Raw genomic sequence first — 24027 nt, forward strand, 5'->3', positions numbered from 1 at the left:
TCCCCTTTCGCCCGAAACCGCTTGCTACACCGCAGAGAGCATTCTCTCCCGAAGATCAGGACGATCTTTGGCCATTTATAAAATGCTTGTGCTCTCTGCGGTGGCCACATTGGTGTCGCTGCCCCTCATCACACACTGTCACGGTTTCGGTTAAAAGCGCAGGTAAAGGTACCATACTCCCCGTCATCGAGAAGACGCCCATGGTCGCGCCCGTTTCTGTGGCTCTTTGACTTTCGACAGCCACACTTTGGCACATTGCGATGCCGGGAGCGGAGGCCGCCCACTATTCAGGTCATCTGCGCGACCTCGCCAATGACCCATGTCTGGAATTTTCTGCCCGACTATGTCTTTCGGCGAGGTCGGGGTGAATGGTTTATCGCCCCCGATGAGACCAGCCCCCACCGCCACACCCACTATCGAAAGTTTCACCATGCTCGCCCTTTGTCGTTCATTGTCCGGGCGACAGTACCCTCCCGACGTGCTTTGTGTTGACCGCTACTGTCGGGTTTGTCGAGAGCGCGACCAATGATGCTCGACCCGGCGCGCTGACGCACGCTCAGTGAGGTCATTGAATAACCTGCAGAATACTCTTTCTGAGGCGCTTGCCGCTCAGTTGGCATCATTCTTGAGTATCTCTCCTGTGCGGCGGCGCAGTCGTCATCGCGGGTCATCGACCGATCTTCTCACTCGAAGGGAATCAACAATGAGGACCGATTTGTCAGCCTATGGTGTGACCGAGTTGGCTCCTGAAGAAGCGACTGCGGTTTCAGGTGGGATGTTTTGGGCGATAGGTTTCGCCATTTTTGGAGTTGTTGGCCTGGCAGGTGTAACAATATGGGCAAACCTGGCCAACCGGCACCACTGAATGACAGGTATTGACTGCTAGGAAAGGAGACGACGATGAACGAATATATGCCATCTTATGGTGTCATCGAATTAGCTCCCGACGAACACTCTGCAATTTCGGGAGGTTACTTGTGGGGACTGGTTGCGGCAGGTGCTACGATAATAGGTATTGCGGCGACTAAAGCGAATTGGGCGTATGGCTCACGCCGGCAACATTAGAACATAAGTGCCGGAGCTAATTGTGCTTCGTCCTGAACATAGCCTGGCAATTCCCGTTTCGCCCGAAACCGCCTGCTACACCGCAGAGAGCATTCTCTCCCGAAGATCAGGACGATCTTTGGCCATTTATAAAATGCTTGTGCTCTCTGCGGTGGCGACATTGGTGTCGCTGCCACTCATCACTGTCACGGTTTCGGTTCAAAGCGCAGGTATCATTCGCCCCGTCATCGAGAAGACGCCCCTGATCGCGCCCATTTCTGGACGGATTTCGCGTATCCTTGCCGCTGACAACGATCAGGTGGCCGGTGGGCAAGAAATCCTTGCTCTTGATGATCAGGTGATCGAGGAGAAGCTCAAGGCACTCACAGGCGAAATCCGTGCGAAGAGCGATCTAGCCCATGATCTCGCAATCCTGATTTCCTCCGGCGCACAGGCCGACATCCCTCTCCGCCTCCTGACCGAGCTCGCAACGGCGGAGCGGCTACATTTTCTCAACCTGCTGCAAGAGAACCAACATGCTCGCAGTAATGCCGCGACGGAACTCGATCGCGCTCAGCGACTGGTTTCCGGTAACGCGGTGCCCGCAAAGACGGTGAACGACAAGGCTTTCGCCCTCAACAGCCTTGACATCAAGGGCGAGATTCTTGCCCGGCGCCAATCCGCGGAGTGGAACCAGCGGCTCTTCGATACTAATCTTCGCCTTAAGGAACTGAGAGCCAGCTTGCATCAGCTCGAGCATGAACGGGAGCTAAGCCGTATTCGCGCCCCTGTGTCTGGCGCTCTGGAGCAATTTTCCGGCCTTGCGCCGGATAGCTACGTCCAAGCCGGGCAAACCGTGGCTTGGGTCTCGCCGGACGGCGACCTTGTGGCGGAAATCTACGTCCTCCCCAACGATATCGGCTTCGTGCGGCCCGGCCAGTCGGTGCGGCTCCAGGTAGATACCTTCAACTACAATCAATGGGGTGTCATCGACGCGACAGTGCTCGACGTGGCACAGGACTTCACCCTTCACGACAACAATCCGGTGTTCAAAGTCCGCTGCTCGCTGTCTCGCAGCTACCTCGTTCTCAAAAACGGAGTTGTCGGTCGCCTCAAGAAAGGCATGACCGTGCGGGCCCGCTTCCTCATGGCCGACCGCACTCTCCTGCAACTCCTCTACAATGGGGTCGATGATTGGCTCAATCCGGTCCTGACGTAATAGTTCCCCCTCCAAGCAGCGAGCCGCCATGCGCAATATCACCAAGTTCAAGCAGCGCGACATCACTGATTGCGGCGCCGCCTGCCTTGCCTTCGTTGCGGCCTTCTATGGTTACAAGCTGCCACTGTCGCGGATCCGCCAGTACGCCTCGACCAACCGTTCCGGCACCACGGTGTCAGGCCTCACGCAAGCGGCTCAAAAGTTAGGGTTCATCGCCAAGGGCGTGAAAGGTGGCTTCGACAGCCTTTTCAAGATCCCGAAGCCGGCTATTGCGCACGTCATCATAAAGGAGGTCCAGCACCACTTCGTTGTAATTCAGGCCATCAATGCCAAGTGGGTCAGCGTCATGGATCCAGCCTACGGCGAAATCCGCAAACTGTCCCATGAGGAATTCAAGCTGCAATGGACCGGGGTCCTGGTGCTCCTGGTCCCGGCAGACACCTTCAACCGCCGTGACGAGACGACATCCCCACTCACCCATTTCGCCCGTTTGCTTTCGCCACACAGGCACGTGATGGCGCAGGCACTCATCGGCGCACTGGTGACGACGATCCTCAGCCTCTCAACCGCCATCTACGTCCAGAAGATCGTTGATAATGTGATCCCGGCAGCCAACCGTAACCTGCTCAACCTCATGAGCGTAGCCATGCTGCTGATCCTGGTGACACAGATCCTGATGAATTTCCTCAGAAACCGGCTCATCCTGCAAACGGGCCAGAAGATCGATGTCCACTTGATCCTCGGCTACTACACTCACATCGTCAGCTTGCCCCAGAAATTCTTCGACAGCATGCGTTTGGGTGAGATCGTCTCCCGCATGAACGACGCGGTGAAGATCAGGAGCCTCCTGAACGACGTCTCGATCACCATGTTCGTCGACGCGATAGTGATAGTGTTCTCGTTCGGATTGATGTTCATCTACTCGTGGAAAATCGCGTTGGTCGTGGCGACCTCCATCCCACTTTACCTCTTAGTCTATTGGATTATTAATCGGCTGAATAGAAAGCATCAGCGCACCATTATGGAGGATGCCGCCGACCTGGAGGTCCAACTGGTGGAATCACTCGGGGCGGTCTCCACGATCAAGACGTCCGGCATTGAGAGCTTCGCCAACTTCAAGGTGGAGACCCGCTTCATCAAGATGCTGCACTCCGTCTACAGCTCCGGCCTCATCTCGATCTTCGCAGACAATGCCTCGGCTTTCCTCTCGACCCTGTTTACCATTTTGCTGATGTGGTTCGGTGCGAGGCTTGCCCTCGATCAGACCGTCACGCCCGGCGAATTACTGTCCTCCTATGCCTTGCTCGGCTATATCACGCGGCCGGTCGCGAACCTGATCCAAACCAACCGGATCGTTCAGGATGCATTTATTGCTGCGGACCGCCTGTTCGAGATCTTCGACCTTGAGCCGGCAAGTGGCGGCGGCATTGATGCCACTAAGATCGACCTTGGCGATATCCGCCTGCAGAACGTGACGTTTCGCCATGGCGCGCAGCCGGAGCTTTTCCAAAATCTCAGCATCACCTTTCGCCGGGGCGAGATGACGGCCGTAGTGGGGGAAAGCGGTTCGGGGAAGAGCACTCTTGCGGCGCTGCTGCAAAATGTCTACCCGCTTGAGGGCGGATGCATCCAGATCGGCCCACATGCCCTTCAGGACTTCTCGGCCGTATCCTTGCGTCAGGTAGTCGCTGCGGTACCGCAATCGATCGACATGTTCTCGGGCTCGGTGATCGAGAACATCGCCCTTGGCGAGTTCGAGCCGGACGTCGAGAAGATCGTGAAGATCTGCGATCAAGTAGGCCTGCTGGAGGTGATCCAGCGCTGGCCCGGCGGCTTGCAGGCCTATCTGGGCCAAGGCGGCGTACGCCTGTCCGGCGGCGAGAAGCAGCGCCTAGCCTTGGCCAGGGCGCTGTACCGGGATCCGCAGATCCTGATCCTCGATGAGGCGACTTCCTCTCTCGACTCGGTCGCCGAGGCGTTTGTCCTAAGGGCCGTTGAGGATCTGCGTCGGGCCGGTAAGACCATCGTCGTCATCTCTCATCGACTCAGCACCGTATCCGGGGCCGACAAAATCGTAATATTGGATAGGGGGCGAGCCGTCGCGGAGGGAAGGCATGCCGATCTGCTGGCAACAGATGGCGCCTATACTCGGTTGTGGCGCGCGCAAATCGCGTCCAGCTGACAGGGCTCAGGTTAGGTTATCATCGCAGAAGCTTCCTGGACCCACGGTACGAGGAAGAGTGTTAAATCGCGCAACACGAAGCGCTGGATGCCGCTGACGGTGAATTGGTACAAGCACTCGGATCGCAGCGTCGAGGTGCAAAGAGCAACCCCCTGCCTGGGAGGATCGCTGCTGCAATTGAACGCCAGGCGGAGACCAGATTGGGGGGAGGTGCTCCTGTGCCCGGTCTCTAACGCCCAATCTGGGGTTGTCTTGGCTGCAGGGGTGGTTGTACTGTTTTGCCAGAGCCATCACCGCCCAGGAACTTCGTGCGAGATCACCATGCGGAAGCCCCTCCTCGATCCCGATGTCGCCGACGTGGCGCCGACCTCTTCCGTCCTCACAGGCTACGATGAGGAGCGACTGCTCACCTATATTCGCCTTCTCGACGCCGCGTCCGAGGATGCCGACTGGCGCGAGGTGGCCAGGATCGTCTTGCACATCGATCCCGACAAGGAGCCGGAGCGAGCATTCAGGGCATGGGAAACGCACCTTGCACGCGCACGATGGATCACCACGAATGGCTATCGGTACCTTCTTGCCGGCGGTGCGCCGCACTGACGCTCTATGGGCGACGTAGTGCAGGATCTAGGGAATGACCCGGCGGCCGACCACCAGCATGACGACGACGAAGGCGGCGACCTTGGCCAGCGTGACGCCGACGACACCCCCTGCAAAGCGGCCAAAACAGACGGTAAGCGGCAAATACCTGACCTGCGCCAGAAGGCTGCCGGTCAAGTACCGTGCCGCGCCCCGATAGTTCGGCATCGCCGCGCGTGGTCAGGCCGCCTGCACACGTTGCCCTCCGTCGGATGGCAGAGTCGATGCGGCTCGAGCGTATAGGTATGGGTTTATGCCTATAAATATTCCACCAATTTGCGATTCGTCATGCCGATGACCGGGAGGTGATTGCGTCCCGTCACTTACGCCAATCCGCTGAGCGGTTTGTCATCTGTTGGCGGCAAGTCCGTCGTCGCCCGTTTCGACGGCGGCATGCTGTCGTCCAACAGCGGCGTTCTGGCTCTGGCCGAAGTGGAGAACCGACTGCGAGTGGCCGAGCGTCTTGCGCGTTGCATCCACGATCCGCGCTGCCCGGACCAGGTCATCGACAGCCTGGCCGACATGATCGGCTTTCGCATGAAGATGATCGCTGCCGGCTACGAGAATGGCAATGACGCCAACCGGCTGCGCTCCGATCCGGTCTTCAAGATGGCCCAGGATGCGCTGCCTTCCGGTCGGGATTTGGCGTCGCAGTCGACGATGTGCCGGCTGGAGAACCTACCCGGTGTGCGCGAGCTGATTGCGATGGGCCGGACGATGGTCGACCTTTATTGCGCCTCCTTCCGGGAAGTGCCGAAGCCGATCGTGCTCGACATTGACGACACCTTTGATGCCGTGCATGGCGACCAGCAATTGCGCCTGTTCAACGCCCTCTGCGACGAGTACGGCTTCCAGCCGATCGTGGTGTTCGATGGCGACGGCCGCTTCATTGGTGCGGTTTTAAATCCGCCCCGACCTTGCGCCGCCTGGTGCGGGCAATCCGGAGCAATTGGCCGAACACACGGATCCTGATCCGAGCCGACGGGCATTATTGCAGTCCACCGGTCATCGACTGGTGCGGTGCCAACGATGTCGACTTTACCCTCGGCCTGGCGCCCACTATGACGCTGCGCAAGCGTATCGCGGATCTGGAGACCAGCACGACGGCTCGCTTCGAAGCGTCGGCGAAGACGGGCAATTTCCGCAGGTTCATCCGCGGCTCGCGACCTAGCCACAGAGCGAAGACGCCCCGAAACGAACCCGCCGACCGCAACCTGCAACTCCCCCGCCTGCCATCAAGACGGATCACCCCCGGCGCCTGCCGAGGCTTGGGAGAAAGCACCGCAACAGCGACCCACATTACCCCCCAAGGCCGCCAAAAGCTCATTGCCGTGCATCAAGGCGGCTAGCTACTTGACCTTTGGATCGCGAATGCACAATGCCGCAAGTATACAACCTCGCCAGGCAGCGAGCGGCCGACGATCAGCTCGAAGTTCTTCTTCCGGTCGTTGCGGTCGCGGATGTATCCGCCATCCAGACCGACGGGATGGGCACTTCGGGTTGCCGCACGGCCGTCAGCCAATGTGGCCCAGCCTCGAGCATTTTTTCACGCACCAGACGCTTGAGGTCAGGTTGTCGTCAAGAAGGTCCCCTAATCAATTTCTGCCGCCACTGTGCTGTTGCCCGATCCAACCGGCCCTTTGTGCGGCACGCCCTGCTCGCGTACTTCCTCCCTGCGGGCGGGGCGTCATTCAAGAGATGGCCGAAAAGGCAGCACTGACGAATGAAGGACTGTAGAAAAGTGGCTTTACCGAGAATGATTGCGTCGCCGGTTGGCGACCTGATGTTTGCAGCTGAGACGCCGGGAGAGTTTGTGCACTTATCAAGGGGCCCTGTCGATCGACCGGGGATTGGCTGCCGGCTGGAATGACGGGCGTTGGCAGATGTGCATTCGGTTGGCGGCGGGGTTGGTCGCGTTGGTTATGGCAGTGTTGGTCAGCGCGACGACTGCGAGCGGGCAGGAGACCAGCCTTGTCGACATCCATCAGGGGTCAGAGCTCACCGAAACCGCGCGCCGCCTAGGCCAGGGAGGTTACGAGCTGTCGGACGGCACCTGGGTGTCTTTCGATAAGTGGTTTCATAGCAGCTGGGTCGACATGCGATTTGAAATGTTGACGCAGCTGTCGGACGATTTCGGTCTGCTGTGGGGCGCGAGCACCGGTCAGCGTGCCGAAAAGCTCCGCATCGACCCAAGTGTGGAACTCGGCTTTGTCGTGCAAAAGCGACCGAGACCGTCCACCACGCTTTCTCTCACCGTCAGATCGATCTTGGGCGGGACCCTGACGGAACAACCTTGCACGGCTGACTATGGCGCGATCGGCGGCATCCAAGCGGTAAATTGCCGCCTTGCGGCTTCACAAATCCAGCCTGCGCAGACGTTGAAATATCTGTCAAACCTCCACCCAAACCGACTGAAACTCGAACTCCGGTTCATGCGTCAGTTCTAGTGTGGTGAAGGGCGTGGGCGGGACATTTCGCCAATGAACAACAAATCCAGACAGGAAGATTAATATGCGCAAGATCCAATCGTTGCCGGTAGCGCTCGTTGCCGGCCTCGGGCTCCTCCTCTGCCTGACGGCAAAAAGTGGTTTCGCTGGTGACCTCAGCGATGGGGGCGCCGCTGCAGGGCTTGCAGGGAGCAGTAGCTCGGGCTGCCCACAAAACGCCGACGGCACCTTTTGTTGGATGAGCCCGGACATTGGCCAGGCTTGGGCATTGGGCTACACCGGTTCTGGTGTGTCGGTGACAATCGTGGATGGCTTCACCTCCTATCCCGAAATTGAAGCGGATCTCGGCCTTGGCCCAAAGAGCCAGATACACGGGCAATGGGTAGCCGAAATAGCGGGCATGGTGGCCCCTGGGGCAGACATATTCGAGCGTGACTATGTGGACGAGACCACCCCGATCAACCTGCCCTATGGCCGCAATGTCATCAATTTGAGCTACGCCCTTTTTAATCCAGTAACCGATTATCCGCTCTCTCAGTCGATCGTCGACGTGGCCCGGGCGGGTACTGCCTTCATCGCGAAATCTGCCGGCAACGATGGCATCCGGATCGGTACCCCGACGACAGAAGGGAGAATCGATTTCCTAGCTCTCAGTCTTGGGGGAGCGCCATCAACAATTTTTGTCGGTGCGCTCGACCACAATGGCAAGCCCGAGAACAAGGCTGAGCTGGCCTCCTATTCGAATTACCCCGGCTCGATCCCGGATCTGCAGAACCAGTTCCTGACCGTCGGTGTTGAATATGAGAAAACCGGCCTACCGGGAACATCTTACGCGGCGCCTGTGATTGCGGGCTATGCCGCCATCCTGGGCAGCAAATTCACAACAGCATCACCGATCGAGATCAAAAATCAGTTGCTGGACACCGCCAGGACCGACACACTCGTCAACTATACTCCGGAGACTTACGGCCGCGGCGAGGCCAGCCTCTCGAGGGCGCTGGCGCCGATGTCGATCAGATAAAAGAGTAGGTCGATCGCCGATCTGAATTGCTGCGAGGCGTTGCGCGCCGCAAGAAATCGCCTCGTAGCATTCGCCGAGCCAAGGCTAGCTTCGGCAGCCTTGCGGTAGGACTTGGATCCATTTGCTCCGATGCTCCTCAAAGCATCAAAGCGTGCGAGACGACCAAGTTGAGATCCGCCAACCTCTGGTCCAACACCTTCGCACGGATTGCCACCCCGGATCGCCTCGCCGGCACAGGCGCTCTATCTGGAGTTCCTAAAGCGGCACAAAAAGGGCACGTGGAGAGACGTGAGAGTTGCACGTCCTTGCCTGACCTCAGCGCCAACCGGTGCAGGACCTCGATGCTGCCATCCCCGAAATTCGGCCCGGCGATATAGCCGCACGCATCCTGCAACGCTGCGGAAAGCGGATCCGCCGTCGTGCCTGCCTGTGCCGTTGGGAAATCTCGGAATCGATCTTGGCAACTACCGGAGTGACGTCCACCTTCGCCGGATTGGCAAAAGGCGGCGCAATAGGCCTGCTCCGACCGCTTCGCGATTGACAAAAAATGACAACATCGAAAGGGGCCGGAGCGCGTCCTGGTCGCGGGTTGATATCACGGCGCCACGGCGGCCGGCGCAGATCCGGCTTCTACAGGGCGAGCGGTCAAGTGCAAACCGAGCGCCTTCATCACGCCCAGGAGAGTGGAAAGCTTCGGGTCGCCGCGATCGCTGAGGGCCTTGTAAAGTGCCTCTCGGGTAACGCCGGCCTCCTTGGCGATGGCCGTCATGCCCCTGGCCCGGGCGACGTTGCCGAGGGCGTGCTTGATCAGTTCGGGGTCTCCATCCTCAAAGGCGGCCTCGATATAGGCGAAGATGGACTCCTCGCTATCGAGGAACTCAGAGCTGTCCCATTTTGTGGTTTCGATAGGCATTTAGACCTCCTTGGCCAATTCCTTGGCCCGCTTGATGTCTTTCTGTTGCGTGGACTTGTCGCCGCCGCAGAGCAGGATGACGACAGTTTCGCCGTGCTTGACGAAGTAGACCCGATAACCGGGGCCATAGTGGATTTTCAGTTCGCTCACTCCTTCGCCGACAGGTTCAACCTCCCCAAAGTTGCCCAGTTCGACACGGTCAATGCGCGTCTGGATGCGTGCCTTGGCGCGAATGTCCTTGAGCCTCTTGAGCCAGTCGGTGAATTCGTCGGTTTTGCGAACTTCGATCATGGGTTAACTCTAGTTCACGCATGCAGGTGCGTCAACAGAGAAGTGAACCACAGTTCACGATCATCGCGATTGTCAGCCGAGTTCAATCCGTTTGAATGACCCCGCTCAAAAAGGTGGGAGAGAGTTGGGATGTCTCGCGTCGTTACCTATTTCCAGAGGATGGAGATCCGCTGCGGAGCCACCGACCGGCGGGGTTTGTTGTTGGCCACCGCCCGGGCCAGGTTTTCCACATCGGCCGATCGCTACACTTTCAGCTCGGTTAAAACCTCGGTGAGGCGCTGAGCCCCACGATCACTGCGGTCTTCGGCAGTGGTCCTTTTCGGATCTCAATATACAGGTGCCATCCGACTTCGAGCGTCTGATCGCCCTGGCATGGGTATGAAGGGGCACGTCTGGCTATCTCAGCCGGCGTAGTCCCTCTCCATCGATCGTGACCTCAGCGAAGCCGCTTCGCGCCTTTGCGATGCGGCGGTAATCCGATCTGCGACTTGAGGATTTCAGTGCATCAGCTGACCAACTGCACAAAGCGCATGCGCGTGAGAAGGATCGCAGCCGAGATCAGTCGAGATCGAACAAGGTCAATCAGGCCGCCGGCAGCGGCTGGCTTGCCGTAGTGTGGCGCAAGGGCGGTCGGCCGCGGCGTTGGAATTGGCCCAGAAGGCTTGGAAATGCTGGGTTGCGGGGCGGCCGGCTGCGGGGCTGGTTGGACCGGAGCGGCAGGAAAGGGCGCTGGCACCGCGCAACCGAGCCAGGTCAACGCCGGTTCCACGTAAGCCCGGCCGGTTCCTTGCTGGCTTGCTTGGCCAGGGCCATGTATTCATTCGCGCGCCCACGGCTAAGCCCTTCCTGCAGCCATGGGCGGGAGTGCCGTGGGGCAGCGATGCCTTCTTCTGAGCAAGCCAGCAGCCGATCTGTATCCTCTGCTCCATTGACCAGTGCCCAATCGGCAGCACCATCACGTTGGCCCTCGCCTCCCCCGAGGGGTGCGGACCATTCTCTTGGGCCTTCTTGACAGACTTCGGCGGCGTGAGGCAACTTCGCGCCCTGAGGGATCAACCGGGGGAATACCTATGAAGAAGACCTACGAGAAGCCTACTCTGGCAAAGCGCGAGCGCCTGAGCGCAGTCACGGCCGCGATCGTCGTCGTGTCCGGGCCGGTCACTTAGCCGGGTTGATTATTGATTTTGCACACCACGCCCGCTGGCTCTGGCCGGCGGGCTTCCCGCACTTCCGGTCCCGCGCTATGTCGCTCGCATGAGTACCCTTGCTGAAATCAAAGCACGCGGCGAAGGGCTGACAGCCAATTGCAGAGCCCCGAGATGCGGTCACGCCAAGCCACTCGACATTGACGTGCTCATAGAGCGGTTCGGGACAGAATATGAGATGGAAAACGATAGGCGGGTGTCTGCATCCTGCAAATGCGCGCGGTGCGGGCACAAGGGCGCTGTGATCCACTCGACAGCCAAGACGCCAAACGGCTAGGCGAAGGGCATCCATCGCGCTATGCGCAATGGCTTTTAACCAGGATCCTTTCCGAATGATCGGATGCCCGCAGCTCGGGATCAGGAACGTCAAAGTTACGTCACGCAGTTCATCGGGCCGCCCTGCGCCCGGCAGCCGCCGAGCCCGCTAAAGGTCTCGTTCAGCGCGCTTCATTCATCGGGATCGATGAAATGGTCAAGAATTTGGAGGATCAATTTCAGCATCTGCCTGACCCAGTCCTTGGCGACCCTTCGCGACGAAATGAAGGACTTAACAGGAATCCTGGCCCAGGCCCTGTCGCTAGGGCGCCAAATTCAACCTGCAACTTGATGATCCACTGATCTCTGGCGCGCCTGGGTCGAGCGGTGGGGCGGCGGCCCCCGGACGCGGTCGCGGACATGATCGAGGAATGGTTCAAAACAAATGATGAACTGAATGGGCGCCCGTCGAGCAGTGAAGCGGGGCTGGCCCAGATTTGGCGGGAACTTTTACTCATCGCTTTGATCGCCGCAACCCGAATCGATGTGCCGGATAATCTCAGAGACGCCGCCGCATGATTACCGATAACGCGAGTTGGCTTTCCTTCGGAGACGCTGAGAGCTTCTTCAGAATTGTCGAGGGCACAACGGCGCGGGTGGTGATCAACGTCGCAAGGTGAAGCAGATCATCCCAGTGATCGAGGATCAATGCTGTGTTGATCGGCACACCGATATGATTGGTTAGCGCAGGATAGGCGTCGCCTTTCTCGAATGTGTGGAACTTCCAATCCTTCGGATTGCGTAGCCGAGGCGCAAACCGCTTGCCGATCAGAGCGAACAACCCGAACACGTGATCGCTTGCGCCGCCTGTCTTGGTGAAATGCTCCTGGATACCGAGGATCGTGTCCTGATCGAATAGCCATCGAGCACATAGGCAGCTTCAATTTCGGTCGGACTGATGGGCAGGATGCTGAAGTACCCGTATTGATCGGACAGATGGCTATAGAACTTCGAGCCGGGCTCGCTACCGTAGTGGAGATTGATGTCACCTCGTTTGGCGGCTCGATTACTTGCTCGGAAGAACTGGTATAGCGCGACAAAACGGGAGAGAAGCCGTATTGCCTCATCAAGGAATGCTCCCGAGCGCTTCTTCCGTTGCCTCACCAGGATGTTCCCCACAACTGGGACGTTCAGGTGGTCATTGTCTTGACGATCGTGACCGCCGGCGTACCAAACACCATCGCGTGAGCCTTTTCCTTGCGGCATATCTTCATCCGGCGTTGCAGTGTGCGCAAAAGGAGATCGGGGTACTTCTCTGGGTACTCCGCCTGCAGACGCTCGAGCAGTTCCCGGCTCGTCCGCTTTTGCTTTGGTTTCAGGTTCGCGGTGGGGCGGATTTCGCCCTCCTTCCACGCAGTTCGCAATCCTGAGAGGAACAGATCGAGCGCGGGTTCGGTCACGGGCGCGGCGAGGCTTGGTCGAAGGCTCGGTCCAGATCAAGCGCGCTGTTCCGACCTTGGCCCGAGCGGGCGTGTTAGAAATGGAGACCTGTGGACGCGTTTTCCTGACTGGTCAGCTTCTCGACAGCTGGTTGCGATAGCTTGTCGTTGGCGTACGAGTTCGCAATCCATTCGCCGCTGATACTTTGATCTGAGCCTGTCTGCGCAGACTTGCGAGCAATCAATATTTTCGATGGAGAGCGGTATGGATGGTTCTCAGTTCAATCCTCGGCAGTTGAACCCCGTCTGCGCCACGCTTCGCGCGACAAAATGCCGGCATTCACGCGCCAACCTCCGCCAATTTGGCGACGTCTGACAACCGAACCGTGCTGCTCATTTACTGCACCTAAAACAAGCGTCGGAACCGCTGATGATCCCTTGTATCAATATCGAATTACCGGAAGCGGTTCCAACATTTTTGACCAGGAGAAATGAGCGGCTGATGTACCCGTGGAAGCGCTTCCAACCCGATGAACCTACGAGCACGCGCGAGGCGAGCGAGTCTTAGTCGCGTTTGGCAATAGCTTTGGAGACCAACATGGTACTGCATATGGAGTCCCCGGCGCCTTTGATCGAAGTGGAGAGCTGGCTGCGAGGCGAGCCGCTTGCCGCCTTCCAGCCTGGGAAAGTGTACATCGTCGAATTTTGGGCAACGTGGTGCGGACCATGTGTGACGGCGATGCCGCATCTGATGCACTTGCAGGAGAAATACAAAGATAGCGGACTTGAGGTCGTCGGGGTCGCCGCTTCCGAAAACGCTCCAACCGCGGACGAGGCGCGAACCAAGTTGGACGCGTGGTTGACCGAAAAGTTCTCCAATCTGAATTATCGGATCGCGTTCGACTTCACAGGCGAAATGAAGAAGCTTTGGCTGGAACCCAGCTTCTCCCTCTGGATTCCGACCTCGTTCGTTGTCGATCGTGACGGTCATATCGCCTTTATCGGTGATCCGACGCAACTCGATGACGTTTTACCGAAAGTGATCAACGGCAGCTGGCGTACCAGCGATGAAGCGAAGGCCGGCGATGCGAAGCGGATTGCCAAAAACGAACCCATAGCGCGCGAAGAAGCCTTGAAGAAGCCGTTCCTCGATAAATTTCGGGCGGCGTCGAAGGCAGAAGATTGGAAGACGGCGCTCTCGGCCATCGAAGAAGGCGTCGCCTTGTTGCCGGACGACGTCCATTTTCGCGTGATTCATGCCAATCTGCTGCTTCACAGAATGCGCGACGTGGGGGCGGGCTTGCCGGTCATGCAGCTATTGGTTCGCGACGCGATCAACAAAAACTCCGATGATTGGCTGGTTCAGGTGCTAGACCAACTCTTCCATCCGGGGAGGGACAATTCGCACGTTCCGTCTGCCGAGCGCTTGGCGATGGGCAAGGAGCTGTCCGAACGCATCCTGGCACTGCATCCCCCGCAAGGCGACTGGGACTTCAAGTTCGCGCACTATCCGGCGGTCGCTCAGTACTTTTACGAGACCGGCGACAAGGATCGCGCGATCGAGTTGGTCGAAGTGGCAATTAAGTCGCTCACCGATTGGCAGGATGGCTCAGACGAAGTGAAACAGAAACTTTCACGGGGGTTGCTGCAGACCCTGGCCAACTACAAGGGTGAGCAGGTTTGTTCAGGAGATCTCTGTGCAGTTCCACAAAAGGATTTCCCGAATGTCAAAATGCAGGCGGCGGACGACAAACCTAAAAAGGGATGACATGTCGGAAATGCTTTACCCTCACCAAGGCGACGACTGTTGGGCGAGCGCACGCCCACGTGAGGCATGGCTGCGAAAAAGCCATTGGTCTGGTTTTATGCGCCCGTCGCGCCAGGATGAAGGGAATGCTGTCGCTGAGCCCGACTCTGTTCGCAGGCCGAAAAGGCAGCTCTGACAAATGAAGGACTGGAGTAAAGTGGTTTTACCGAGAATGATTGCGTCGCCGGTTAGCGACCTGGCCTTTGCAGCTGAGACGCCGGGAGAGTTTGTGCACTTATCAAGGGGCCCTGTCGAGCGACCGGAGTTTGGCTGCCGGCTGCAATGACGGGCGTTGCAGATGTGCATTCGGTTGGCGGCGGGTTTGGTCTCGTTGGTTATGGCAGTGTGGGTCAGCGCGACCACTGCGAGCGGGCAGGAGACCAGCCTTGTCGACATCCATCAGGGTTCAGAGCTCACCGAATGCGCGCGCCGCCTAGGCCAGGGTGGTTACGAGCTGTCGGACGGCACCTGGGTGTCTTTCGATAAGTGGTTTCATAGCAGCTGGATCGACATGCGATTTGAAATGTTGACGCAGTTGTCGGACGATTTCGGTCTGCTGTGGGGCGCGAGCACGTGTCAGCGAGCCGAAAAGCTCCGCATCGACCAAGCGTGGAACTCGGCTTTGTCGTGCAAAAGCGACCGACACCGTCCACCACGCTTTCTCTCACCGTTAGATCTTGGGCGGGAACCTGACGGAACAACCCGGCACGGCTGACTATGGCGCGATCGGCGGCATCCAAGCGGTGAAATGCCGCCTTGCGGCTTCACAAATCCAGCCTGCGGAGACGTTGAAATATCTGTCAAACCTCCACCCAAACCGACTGAAACTCGAACTCCGGTTCACGCATCGGTTCTAGTGATGGTGAACGGCTGGGCGGGACATTTCACCAATGAACAACAAATCCAGACAGGAAGATTAATATGCACAAGATCCAATCGTTGCCGGTAGCGCTCGTTGCCGGCCTCGGGCTCCTCCTCTGCCTGACGGCAAAAAGTGGTTTCGCTGGTGATTTCAGCGATGGAGCCGGCGTCGCAAAGCTTCCAGCTGCAGGGAGCAGTAGCTCGGGCTGCCCACAAAATGCCGACGGCACCTTTTGTTGGATGAGCCCGGACATTGGCCAGGCTTGGGCATCAGGCTACACCGGTTATGGTGTGTCGGTAACAATCGTGGATGACTTTACCTTCTATCCCGAAATTGAAGGGGATCTCGGCCTTGGCCCAAAGAGCCAGTCACACGGGAAATGGGTAGCCGAAATAGCGGGCATGGTGGCTCCTGGGGCAGACATGTTGGAGCGTGACAATAACAACGAGACCCCGATCAACCTGCCCGATGGCCTCAATGTCATCAATTTGAGCTACGGCCTTTTTAATCCAGTAAGCCGGCATCCGCTTGATCAGTCGATCGTCGGCGTGGCCCGGGCGGGTACGGCCTTCATCGCGAAAGCTGCCGGCAACGACGGCTTGCAGATTGGCAGCCCAAGCGAACGGAAGGTGGATTTCCTAGCTCTCGATCTGGAGGGAGCGCCATCAACAATTTTTGTCGGTGCGCTAGACCACAATGGCACGCCCGAGAACAAGGCTGAGCTGGCCCCCTATTCGAATTACCCCGGCTCGATCCCGGACCTGCAGAACCAGTTCCTGACTGTCGGTGTTGAAGATGACAAAACCGGCCTATGGGGAACATCTTACGCGGCACCTGTGATTGCGGGCTATGCCGCCATCCTTGGCAGCAAATTCACAACAGCATCACCGATCGAGATCAAAAATCAGTTGCTGGACACCGCCAGGACCGACACACTCGTCAACTATACTCCGGAGACTTACGGCCGCGGCGAGGCCAGCCTCTCGAGGGCGCTGGCGCCGATGTCGATCAGATAAAAGAGTAGGTCGATCGCCGATCTGAAATTGCTGCGAGGCGGTGCACGCCGCAACGGCGAACGGTTGCCGCCGGCGTGCTCGGCCTTGCCGCCGGCGCGCTGATCGTTGGCGCGTTGGCCAATAACCGGCTGCCGGCGCGCGATTACTACGATGGCGATTACTATGATCGCGACGTACGGGTGCGCCCGGCACCGGTTCGCCGCTACTATGCGCAGCCGCGCATCGTCTATGCCGACCGCAACGCCGAGCCGTAGACCCATGGCTGGTACGAATATTGCTCGGACCGTTACCGCACCTTCAACTCGCGCACCGGCACCTTCACCGGCAATGACGGCGAGCAGCATTTCTGCGTCGCGGCTGCGAACCGCCGGTGATGGAACCACAGTGCCCGATATCCGGGAAAAATCGTCAGACAAGAGCTTCCCAGCCCAGGCAAAAGCGCTGGCCTTGCGGTCAGCGTTTTTTGTTACGGAATAGTACGCTTTTGGACTTTTGAGCTACCAAAACACAACATTTAGAGGCGATATCGCGCGAAACCGCTATATCTTGCGGTATTGCCCACCTACGGTGAATCAGAGTATATGTTGGGTTCTTCGGCTCCCGCCAGACGGCAAGATCGGGCGGGAGCCAGATGCACCCGTAGCTCAGTAGGATAGAGCATGTCTTTGCTAGGGACGGGGTCGCTGGTTCGAATCCAGCCGGGTGCGTTCCGCATATATACGATTCCGTCTTACATTTGAAGGACTAAAGCGGCAGCGATTGTTGGCCCGTGTTGATACGGGTAGTGGTTCCCATCTTCGTCGGCGTCTCAAGGGTCCGCTTGCCCTCTAGGATGTCAGCTACGGTAAGCAATTGCAGGCGCGGATAATTGACCCCGCCATACGAATACATCCCCGCATCGGCGGCCTCTGCTCGCATGGCCTTTGAAGGCTCTTGAAGAGATAGGAAGCCTGCCATCGCCGACCGTTCCCGCTCCATTACGCCACGCAGGTCACGGACATCCGTTGGGCGCAGCTTGCCACCCTTCACGGAAATCATCACCTCTCCAAGCCCGTCCTTGGTTTCAAAGTACAGGCGTCCATCAATGCCCCTATCGGCGACCTTCTTTTGCATAGGGAAGCCGCCAACCCTTTCAACAAGCCAATGCTGAAACTGGAAGGGATCGCGCCGGAATAGCTCTTGCGCTTGCTCCACACTTACGGGGATACCGTCAACTTCATAGTGCTTACCTTCGACTAGGCGGTACTTCTCGGTGAGAACTTCCCGGATCACCTTTACCGCCAGAATGGCGATGTCGCAGCCTATCCAGGATCGCTCCAATTTGGTCGCCGCGTAGATGGTCGTTCCGCACCCGCAGAAGGGATCGAAAACGACCTGTCCCTTTGCCGTAGTGGACTCGATGATGCGTTCTAGGAGCGCAATCGGCTTCTGTGTCGGGTAGCCTAGCGATTCCCCGCCTTGAACTGGCGGGATGTCGGTCCAGACATTTGTGATGATGTTGCCTTTCTGCTCATTCAGATACCGCTTCAAGGCCAGACGCTTCGACGTGTCGGGTGTGCCATCCTTATGGACAGGGAAGTAAATCCGACCTTCGCTGTCGAGCCGCGCCATAGTCTCGCGGCTGTAGCGCCAGCCAGTCGCGGGCGGTTGGTAATCTTTGTAGATATGCCAGCCGTTGGGCAATCCGGTGCCTTTGTTGATCGCGGCCATACCGCCGCCTTTGGGGGCGGACATGTCGCCAAGGCGGTAGCGACCGCGACCGTCGCCGTCATCGAACCTGTAGAACTTATCGACGTATTCAGGGTCGTGGCTTGTGTAGGTCGGGTAGAACTTGGAGGCCTTACTGGCCGCGTAAAAGAGGATGACGTCGGACACCGCAGAGAACTTGCTCTTGGCGTCACTGTGCGCGCTCTGGCGCTTCCAGATGATCTCGTTTCTGAAATTGTCGTGGCCGAAAATGCCATCCATCATGATTTTGATGTAGTGGCTGGCCGTCTGGTCACAGTGAAGAAAGATTGAACCAGTCGGCCTCAAGATGCTCTTCATGTGGAGCAACCGCTGGACCATGTAGATTAGATAGGCCAACAACTCCGGTTGCGTGTTGCGAAGCGCCTGCATCCATATGCGCCAGAAATCAACCAAGTAGTCGTCAACGCCATGCTCCCGCATGAGAACCGGCATCGTCCGCGCTACTTCTAACTTGGCGGCGTCTAGCTCCCAAGTGTCAAAAAATGCTTCGGCTTGATCCGGCACGGGCTTGCCGGTCATCTCTTTGTAAAGAAGATTATAATTGGCATCCGACTTGAAGGGCGGGTCCAGATAAATCAGATCCACAGAATATTTCTTCATGCCCTGCATAATTGTGAGGTTATCGCCGTACCAGAGCTTGTTCATGCTGCCGCACCAACAAACATACGCAAGCTATCGGCGAAGGCGGTTGACGACTTGCGGCGGTTATATTTGTAGCACGTTTCGGCGATATAGAGCGGCATATATTTGCGGCTGTAATGATGATGCGAGCCGTACCAAGAACGCTTAACAAGCGCCCAGAAGCTTTCGATAGTGTTCGTATGGATCGACCCGTTGGCGTATTCGCGAGCGTGGTTCACGACCGAATGCAGCATGTGCTCACTAACCCGGTTGTAGCCGCTATATTCGTCCGTGATCAAAACCGTACCAGCGGGATCAACGAGGCGGGCTAGAAACTTGTTGATGCCCTTCGCCGAGAGGTCGCGCCCATCAGCCACTTTGGCGACAACGCGGCCGCCGCGCTTCACTGCGCCAATGACCGGAACTTTCTTCGTGCCGCGACCGCGCTTGTTAGGTTTGTCGTCATCGCGCTTGTTGCCCTTACGCGGCTTTCCTCCCACATAGGTCTCATCAGCCTCTACGATCCCATATAGAAGCCGTTCCTGTTCGGGGTCGGCAGCCATCGCAGTGCGGATACGCTGCATCATGCTCCACACGGTCGCGCGGCGTTTGCCGAGATCGCGAGAAATTTGATAGGCGCTTGCCGATTTCTTGGCATTCAGCATGAGCGCGAGGACAAGAAACCAATCGCGCAGCGGAACATGTGTACCATGGAACATGGTTCCGACCGTCACTGCGAAGGCACGGGAGCAATCGCGGCACTGCCAACGCGACATGGCCCGGTCCGCGCTGGCGTGGCGGCCAACTTCCACACTGCCGCAATATGGGCAATGAGGCTCGCCATTCCAGCGGACTTTCTCTAGGTATTCAACCGACTGCTCTTGGGTCTGGAAGGACTGAAAAAGTTCGATTATGTTCATGTCGCACCCCTATGGTGTAGCTAACATATTCGAATCGTTGACTCTTGTAAAGTCCAAAAGCGTACTATTCAGTTTTGTTATTCTGTTTGACCGCCTTAAAAAGCGCTTCGCGTCTTTGCTGAAAGGGATGGATCGCGCACGCGCAGATCATTTGACGGGTCGAGTTAAAGTTTGATCGCCCTTTCTTTTCCATGTGGCGTGAACGGATACCGGGGCTTTGCGGCCCGGATGACAAGCATCGGACAGGAAAAGATGATCCCTTCTGCCATCGGCGTCGATATCTCGAAAGGGACACTCGACGTTCATCGCATGAGCGATGGCGCCAGCCGCCGGTTCGATCCTGCCGAGAACCTTGTCTCCCCGAAAAGGCAGGCTCCGCTGCGCGGCGAGGGAGCTTCCGGTCTTGGGCGCCAAGCGCTCACCGGCGCATCCCGTTGTCGAAACCTGGATAGGATATCGACCGACGAGGTGGTTCGGGCGAAACCGAGTATCGAGCAATGGCAGGTCAAGCGGTTCCCGCTGATTGAGAAACGCATGAGCAGGCCGGATCGCCTCTCCTGGCTGCGCCGGCGCTTATCCCGCGCCCCCGAAACGCGCCTGCGTGGGTTGCCCTTTCCACGACAATGCGCGCTGGCGCCGTATGCGCGACCACGACCCGGAAGCCTGGGCCGATGCCCGTTGCCGGGCCATTTGCACCGGACTGCTCGGAATTCGCGGCGAGATCTTCCTGCACCGCTCCTTTGTCCCGCTCGACCAGGCCGATCTGTCGACGGCCGCCGATCAAGGCCCAGCTCGATCTGTGGCCGAATGAATGCGAGGGCATCTGCGGGGTGTAAGGGACGAGCATATTGCAATGGGCACAACGGTAGAGTCCCCTGGTCGGGGCGGCGGGTTCTCTTCTTTCTGCCGTCCCGTTCTACGGCTGCTTAGCCCGTGTCAAGGACGAGCGTGAGCCCCCGATTTTATCTCTGTTCCGGTTCCCGGCGCTGCGACAAAACCCGCCCCCACTCGCCGGCTCTGCCGGTCGCGTTCCGCGTTCCTGACACACGCTTCCGTGCGCACGTGGTCTCGTTGACGTCATCAAAAGGAGACGATCAACAGGACCACTATCGATCAAATCGGCGAATTACGCGCCGAGCTTCGGAGCTGCTATTTCACCAAGGAAGAACGCGCTGCGGCCGAAGCCGAACTGGCGGCCCTGATTGCGCAGCAGCAAAATGCGGCCGAGCAGTTCGCCCGTGACATCTACCTTCGCCACTGATCTGGAATGAGGTCGGTGACCAATGGAGAGAGCGTACGCTGCCTACACCCTCCGGATTTTTTCCTCAACGATCTCGCCGACAGCATCTGATCGCACTGCTGCCTCAAACTCCGGGAACTTATCCAGGAGCAGCAACGAACACCGACGATTACAGCGACATCGAAAACGCCCCGTCCTCGTTCTGAAGCACACATCCTCGGACACTCGGCGGCCTGCGAAGGCCGCCTTTTTGTTCCCTCCACAAGCACCAAACTCTTGTCGTCGTTTAGCCGCGCAGGCCTGTGGCCGCGCGTTTTTCCTGACTGGTCAGCTTCTCGACAGCTAGTTGCGATAGCTTGTCGTTGGCGTGCGAGCTCGCAATCCATTCGCCGCTGAGCTTTGATCTGAGCCTGTCTGCGCAGACTTGCGAGCAATCAATATTTTCGATGGGGAGCGGTATGGATGGTTCTCAGTTTAATCCTCGGCAGTTGAACCCGTCTGCGCCACGCTTCGCGCGACAGAATACCGGCATTCACGTATCGCAACAGGCGGACGGCGCGAGTCTGCAGGCGAATTTTGAGCAGCAGCTGAACCAATTGCAGCCTGGTTCGTCCGGGGAGAGCGCTGGAGGGCGCCAAAGCACGCATCTCGGCGTTTCACGGCCGGTGCCGTCGTTGCCCGATCTGCGTGACAACTTCGTCACTTGTGACCAAACGTCGGAGGCGGCGCACGGACCCGGCCCAGGCCCGAATAGCGGGAAACCGCAACCGGAGTTTGCGGTCAACAAAGAGGTCCGCGTGGGCGCAAAGCGCGACCGTTCGGAGCCCTTTCCCGAGGACAAGGAACTTGTTTCCACCTTCAAGAAAGTGGCCATCGAAGCGAAGATGAACGAGTGGACAGTCCTGAAATTGGGAAATGTTCTGCACCATCTTAGCCACTGGCTGCGTCAGGAAAATCGGCAGCCCATTTTCGGTCGGTTTAACCCCGATTCACCAAGGCATGCTTCTTTTGTAGCTGATGTTAAAGACTATCTGAAGGCTGGTGGCCGTCCTGCTATTGTTACGCAACTGAATAAGGTTGCGCCAGGCAGCCTCCCGTCGCGAGAGCATCTAACTGGGAAGCTCCCTGCCGAAGACGTGAATCTTTTGACAAGGTTCCGGCTTGACGCCGAGCAGCGCAACATCGCCACCAAAGCGACCGTCGACGGCATCCTTTCCGGATTTAGGCAGTTTGCGCTGTGGCTCCAGCACAACAACAAGGGGTCTTTGGCTTCTCAGTTGCAAGGCGGTTCACTGGATAAGGAAATTTCGGAGTATCGGGCGCCGGGGAGGGACGCCCAGAACCGCCTTACAACGACTTTGGCTAATCTCCAGCGGTTCTTGCCTGGACCTCAACAAGCCAAACGGCTTCAATCTCCTGCCATTGGGCGCCCCCGTAAGCTGGCTCCTCATCCCGAAGACGCCCCCTTGATCGAGGGCGCGCTCGGCCAAACGTTGAAAGATCTTGGAGCCCCGACTGCGGAGCAGAGGGTATCTGCGCAAATGCGGGCTACACGTCTTCGTGGGCTGAGTGATTGGCTTCGAAGCGAGGGCAAGGGGAGCATAGCTGACCGGCTAAACGGTTCTAAGCAGGAGAAGTTAAGGCTGGATGTGGTAGCGTTCCAACGGACTGGAAAAAGAATCCCCTCTGCCGATTTGTCGCATCTTCGGAACTACTTAAAACTAATCGAGGCGAATCGAGACCTGCGGCTGCAAGCACGTGAGCAGTCGGCTCTGCCGGCAGTGCTGGACGCCGGACGGCCCAGCCCTTCGCAGGAGCTCCCCGCGACCGCCCAGAGCGAGCGGGCCGGAACTTTCTTGGGCGAGGTGATGCAAGAATGCGCGTCACCATCCACTGCCAAGGCGCCCCCAGGGGGCTACCAGGTAATCCCGCCGCATGCCGATTTGCGCGACGATGCGCACTTTGCGCCGGCGCACTCAGCCGGGGTCCGCTCAGGCACCTTCGGCGGCCTTGAGCCTTTTGTGGACCTGAATGCGCCCACACCGTCCGATTTGCGTGATGACGCGCACTTTGCACCGGCGCACTCTGCCCGGGCTCGCTCAGGCACCTTCGGCGGCCTTCAGTCTTTTGTCGACCTGAATGCGCCCACACCGTCCGATTTGCGCGACGACGCTCAATCTGCACCGGTGCGTCCGCGCGGGGGGCAGATGTTCGGCGACGTGGAGCCGCAGCCCTTGATGCAGGGGACAGGCTCCGCCGCCGACTTGAGGCCGGGAGGAGCCGATGACGTTCAGAACATCCATCGCGATCGGCTTTCGCCGCAACCAGCGTTGCCAGTCACAGCTTGGCTGCCAGACACCTACCGCGGTCTTCCACTGGTTGATGTGACTATGCCCACGACCAGCTCCTCCGATGCTCTGATCGGGAGGGTCGCCTCGTCTAATGTCCCGGCGGGGTCGGTGCTCGGGGCCACCGACTGGCTGAGCGATGCCCATATCCAGAGGGATTACCATCTCCTGGAGGAGCAGCTGCTGGGGATCGATCCAACGCTCGCCGCCAGGACACGGCTGGTGGATCCGTCGGTATCCAATCTGCTGCGCCAAATTGAGCGGCAAGACGCGGAAGCCACGTTGCAGTCCATCTATGATCAAAACGACGCCCCAGCCGACTTCCTGTTCCTGCCAGTGAACAATGGCACTCCGGCTCACGAGGGCACCCATTGGTCGCTGCTGCTGGTTGATCGCCGCAACCCGCAAAGACATGTCGCCTATCACTACGATTCCCTTCAGCGTGGGCAATACAACGATGCGCCTGCAACACAGCTGGCAGGACTGCTGGACGCCACCTTGGTGCCAGCCCGCATAGCCCAACAACCGAACAAATTCGATTGCGGCGTCTTTGTGGTGGACGGCACGCGGGCGCTGGTTGAACGATTGGTGGATGGACAACGCCCAGACCACGCGCCGCTGCACCTCGACAACCTCGTCGCCGATCGGCAGGCGCTGCAAAACCGACTGAGGGAGGAGCGCCTTCCGCACGAGCCTGCCGCAATCCCCGCGGAAGCTTTTTTACCAGCTGGGTCGCAGGTGCAACACGCCGTCTTGCAAGAGCAGCAAGCCCGACAAATCGCGCCAGCGCCGTTTGCACGGCACTTGGC

Annotated in this window: 19 protein-coding genes, 1 tRNA gene and 3 pseudogenes; 15 read left to right on the forward strand and 8 right to left on the reverse strand. The window is 58.4% G+C overall.

What is annotated here, in order from left to right; translation table 11 throughout:
• Positions 1-703: 703 nt before the first annotated feature.
• From ACWGS8_RS32035 to ACWGS8_RS32050, 4 genes are all read left to right on the forward strand, one after another.
• A complete protein-coding gene (locus ACWGS8_RS32035; protein WP_454584685.1) occupies positions 704-865 on the forward strand; it encodes a hypothetical protein in 162 nt (53 codons plus the stop codon).
• A 318-nt stretch (positions 866-1183) separates the two neighbouring features.
• Entirely contained in the window at positions 1184-2263 is a 1080-nt protein-coding gene (locus ACWGS8_RS32040) for an HlyD family secretion protein (RefSeq protein ID WP_454584686.1), read from the forward strand.
• Between the two features lie 28 nt (positions 2264-2291).
• Complete coding sequence (locus tag ACWGS8_RS32045) at positions 2292-4445, forward strand: peptidase domain-containing ABC transporter (protein ID WP_454584687.1); 2154 nt, start codon at positions 2292-2294, stop codon at positions 4443-4445.
• 321 nt (positions 4446-4766) lie between these two features.
• Positions 4767-5045, forward strand: coding sequence for a DUF2285 domain-containing protein (locus ACWGS8_RS32050; protein WP_454584688.1), 279 nt, complete (start codon positions 4767-4769; stop codon positions 5043-5045).
• A 27-nt stretch (positions 5046-5072) separates the two neighbouring features.
• Here the strand turns inward: ACWGS8_RS32050 and ACWGS8_RS32055 are convergent, their stop codons facing one another.
• Positions 5073-5222 carry a hypothetical protein gene (locus tag ACWGS8_RS32055; RefSeq protein WP_454584707.1) on the reverse strand — a complete coding sequence of 50 codons (150 nt, stop codon included), beginning with the start codon at positions 5220-5222 and terminating at the stop codon, positions 5073-5075.
• Between the two features lie 171 nt (positions 5223-5393).
• Here ACWGS8_RS32055 and ACWGS8_RS32060 point away from each other — a divergent pair.
• From ACWGS8_RS32060 to ACWGS8_RS32070, 3 genes and pseudogenes are all read left to right on the forward strand, one after another.
• Positions 5394-6235, forward strand: a pseudogene (locus ACWGS8_RS32060) (IS1380 family transposase); the annotation flags it as partial.
• Positions 6236-6967: 732 nt separating this feature from the next.
• Positions 6968-7531: a hypothetical protein gene (locus tag ACWGS8_RS32065; protein WP_454584706.1), complete on the forward strand. Its 564-nt coding sequence runs from the start codon at positions 6968-6970 to the stop codon at positions 7529-7531.
• A 64-nt stretch (positions 7532-7595) separates the two neighbouring features.
• Positions 7596-8552 (forward strand): S8/S53 family peptidase, encoded by a 957-nt coding sequence (locus ACWGS8_RS32070; RefSeq protein WP_454584689.1) that lies wholly within the window; start codon positions 7596-7598, stop codon positions 8550-8552.
• 595 nt (positions 8553-9147) lie between these two features.
• Here ACWGS8_RS32070 and ACWGS8_RS32075 read toward each other — a convergent pair.
• Both ACWGS8_RS32075 and ACWGS8_RS32080 read right to left on the reverse strand, forming a co-directional pair.
• Positions 9148-9465 (reverse strand): addiction module antidote protein, encoded by a 318-nt coding sequence (locus ACWGS8_RS32075; protein ID WP_454584690.1) that lies wholly within the window; start codon positions 9463-9465, stop codon positions 9148-9150.
• Positions 9466-9756 (reverse strand): type II toxin-antitoxin system RelE/ParE family toxin, encoded by a 291-nt coding sequence (locus ACWGS8_RS32080; RefSeq protein ID WP_454584691.1) that lies wholly within the window; start codon positions 9754-9756, stop codon positions 9466-9468.
• Between the two features lie 1070 nt (positions 9757-10826).
• Between ACWGS8_RS32080 and ACWGS8_RS32085 the strand changes: the two genes are divergently transcribed.
• Together ACWGS8_RS32085 and ACWGS8_RS32090 are read left to right on the forward strand one after the other, a co-directional pair.
• On the forward strand, positions 10827-10922 hold the full coding sequence (locus ACWGS8_RS32085; protein WP_454584692.1) for a putative RiPP precursor: 96 nt from the start codon (positions 10827-10829) through the stop codon (positions 10920-10922).
• A gap of 714 nt (positions 10923-11636) precedes the next feature.
• Positions 11637-11795: a hypothetical protein gene (locus ACWGS8_RS32090; protein ID WP_454584693.1), complete on the forward strand. Its 159-nt coding sequence runs from the start codon at positions 11637-11639 to the stop codon at positions 11793-11795.
• A 10-nt stretch (positions 11796-11805) separates the two neighbouring features.
• Here the strand turns inward: ACWGS8_RS32090 and ACWGS8_RS32095 are convergent.
• Both ACWGS8_RS32095 and ACWGS8_RS32100 read right to left on the reverse strand, forming a co-directional pair.
• Positions 11806-12302 (reverse strand): annotated as a pseudogene (locus tag ACWGS8_RS32095) (Tn3 family transposase); the annotation flags it as partial.
• A 104-nt stretch (positions 12303-12406) separates the two neighbouring features.
• Entirely contained in the window at positions 12407-12676 is a 270-nt protein-coding gene (locus tag ACWGS8_RS32100) for a hypothetical protein (RefSeq protein WP_454584694.1), read from the reverse strand.
• Positions 12677-13253: 577 nt separating this feature from the next.
• Between ACWGS8_RS32100 and ACWGS8_RS32105 the strand changes: the two genes are divergently transcribed.
• The 4 genes and pseudogenes from ACWGS8_RS32105 (at position 13254) to ACWGS8_RS32120 (ending at position 17047) form a co-directional block, all read left to right on the forward strand.
• Positions 13254-14423: a TlpA disulfide reductase family protein gene (locus ACWGS8_RS32105; RefSeq protein ID WP_454584695.1), complete on the forward strand. Its 1170-nt coding sequence runs from the start codon at positions 13254-13256 to the stop codon at positions 14421-14423.
• Between the two features lie 960 nt (positions 14424-15383).
• Positions 15384-16340, forward strand: coding sequence for a S8 family serine peptidase (locus ACWGS8_RS32110; RefSeq protein ID WP_454584696.1), 957 nt, complete (start codon positions 15384-15386; stop codon positions 16338-16340).
• A gap of 62 nt (positions 16341-16402) precedes the next feature.
• A pseudogene (locus ACWGS8_RS32115) lies at positions 16403-16714 on the forward strand (BA14K family protein); the annotation flags it as partial.
• A gap of 259 nt (positions 16715-16973) precedes the next feature.
• Positions 16974-17047 (forward strand) — tRNA-Ser (locus ACWGS8_RS32120).
• A gap of 37 nt (positions 17048-17084) precedes the next feature.
• Here ACWGS8_RS32120 and ACWGS8_RS32125 read toward each other — a convergent pair.
• The 3 genes from ACWGS8_RS32125 to ACWGS8_RS32135 all read right to left on the reverse strand — a co-directional run bounded on the left by ACWGS8_RS32125 (position 17085) and on the right by ACWGS8_RS32135 (position 20044).
• The gene (locus ACWGS8_RS32125; protein ID WP_454584697.1) at positions 17085-18734 is read right to left on the reverse strand and encodes a DNA methyltransferase; all 1650 of its coding nucleotides are present in this window, start codon (positions 18732-18734) and stop codon (positions 17085-17087) included.
• Positions 18731-19630, reverse strand: a complete 900-nt coding sequence (locus ACWGS8_RS32130; RefSeq protein WP_454584698.1) for an IS1595 family transposase — start codon at positions 19628-19630, stop codon at positions 18731-18733. Before ACWGS8_RS32130 ends, ACWGS8_RS32125 begins: the two co-directional genes overlap by 4 nt.
• Before the next feature lie 147 nt (positions 19631-19777).
• Positions 19778-20044, reverse strand: a complete 267-nt coding sequence (locus tag ACWGS8_RS32135; RefSeq protein WP_454584699.1) for a hypothetical protein — start codon at positions 20042-20044, stop codon at positions 19778-19780.
• Between the two features lie 187 nt (positions 20045-20231).
• On the opposite strand from ACWGS8_RS32135, the gene ACWGS8_RS32140 reads away from it, so the two are divergent.
• Both ACWGS8_RS32140 and ACWGS8_RS32145 read left to right on the forward strand, forming a co-directional pair.
• Positions 20232-20441, forward strand: a complete 210-nt coding sequence (locus ACWGS8_RS32140; protein ID WP_454584700.1) for a hypothetical protein — start codon at positions 20232-20234, stop codon at positions 20439-20441.
• A gap of 791 nt (positions 20442-21232) precedes the next feature.
• A partial coding sequence (locus ACWGS8_RS32145; RefSeq protein ID WP_454584701.1) for a Ulp1 family isopeptidase occupies positions 21233-24027 on the forward strand: 2795 nt, incomplete at its 3' end.

It is taken from the genome of Mesorhizobium sp. 43Arga (assembly GCF_053714255.1).

Bases quoted from the DNA above. Each gene is read 5' to 3' on its own strand.
- ACWGS8_RS32035 (WP_454584685.1), top strand. From the start codon at position 704: ATGAGGACCGATTTGTCAGCCTATGGTGTGACCGAGTTGGCTCCTGAA.
- ACWGS8_RS32045 (WP_454584687.1), top strand. From the start codon at position 2,292: ATGCGCAATATCACCAAGTTCAAGCAGCGCGACATCACTGATTGCGGC.
- ACWGS8_RS32050 (WP_454584688.1), top strand. From the start codon at position 4,767: ATGCGGAAGCCCCTCCTCGATCCCGATGTCGCCGACGTGGCGCCGACC.
- ACWGS8_RS32065 (WP_454584706.1), top strand. From the start codon at position 6,968: ATGTGCATTCGGTTGGCGGCGGGGTTGGTCGCGTTGGTTATGGCAGTG.
- ACWGS8_RS32070 (WP_454584689.1), top strand. From the start codon at position 7,596: ATGCGCAAGATCCAATCGTTGCCGGTAGCGCTCGTTGCCGGCCTCGGG.
- ACWGS8_RS32075 (WP_454584690.1), bottom strand. From the start codon at position 9,465: ATGCCTATCGAAACCACAAAATGGGACAGCTCTGAGTTCCTCGATAGC.
- ACWGS8_RS32080 (WP_454584691.1), bottom strand. From the start codon at position 9,756: ATGATCGAAGTTCGCAAAACCGACGAATTCACCGACTGGCTCAAGAGG.
- ACWGS8_RS32085 (WP_454584692.1), top strand. From the start codon at position 10,827: ATGAAGAAGACCTACGAGAAGCCTACTCTGGCAAAGCGCGAGCGCCTG.
- ACWGS8_RS32090 (WP_454584693.1), top strand. From the start codon at position 11,637: ATGATCGAGGAATGGTTCAAAACAAATGATGAACTGAATGGGCGCCCG.
- ACWGS8_RS32105 (WP_454584695.1), top strand. From the start codon at position 13,254: ATGGTACTGCATATGGAGTCCCCGGCGCCTTTGATCGAAGTGGAGAGC.
- ACWGS8_RS32110 (WP_454584696.1), top strand. From the start codon at position 15,384: ATGCACAAGATCCAATCGTTGCCGGTAGCGCTCGTTGCCGGCCTCGGG.
- ACWGS8_RS32125 (WP_454584697.1), bottom strand. From the start codon at position 18,734: ATGAACAAGCTCTGGTACGGCGATAACCTCACAATTATGCAGGGCATG.
- ACWGS8_RS32130 (WP_454584698.1), bottom strand. From the start codon at position 19,630: ATGAACATAATCGAACTTTTTCAGTCCTTCCAGACCCAAGAGCAGTCG.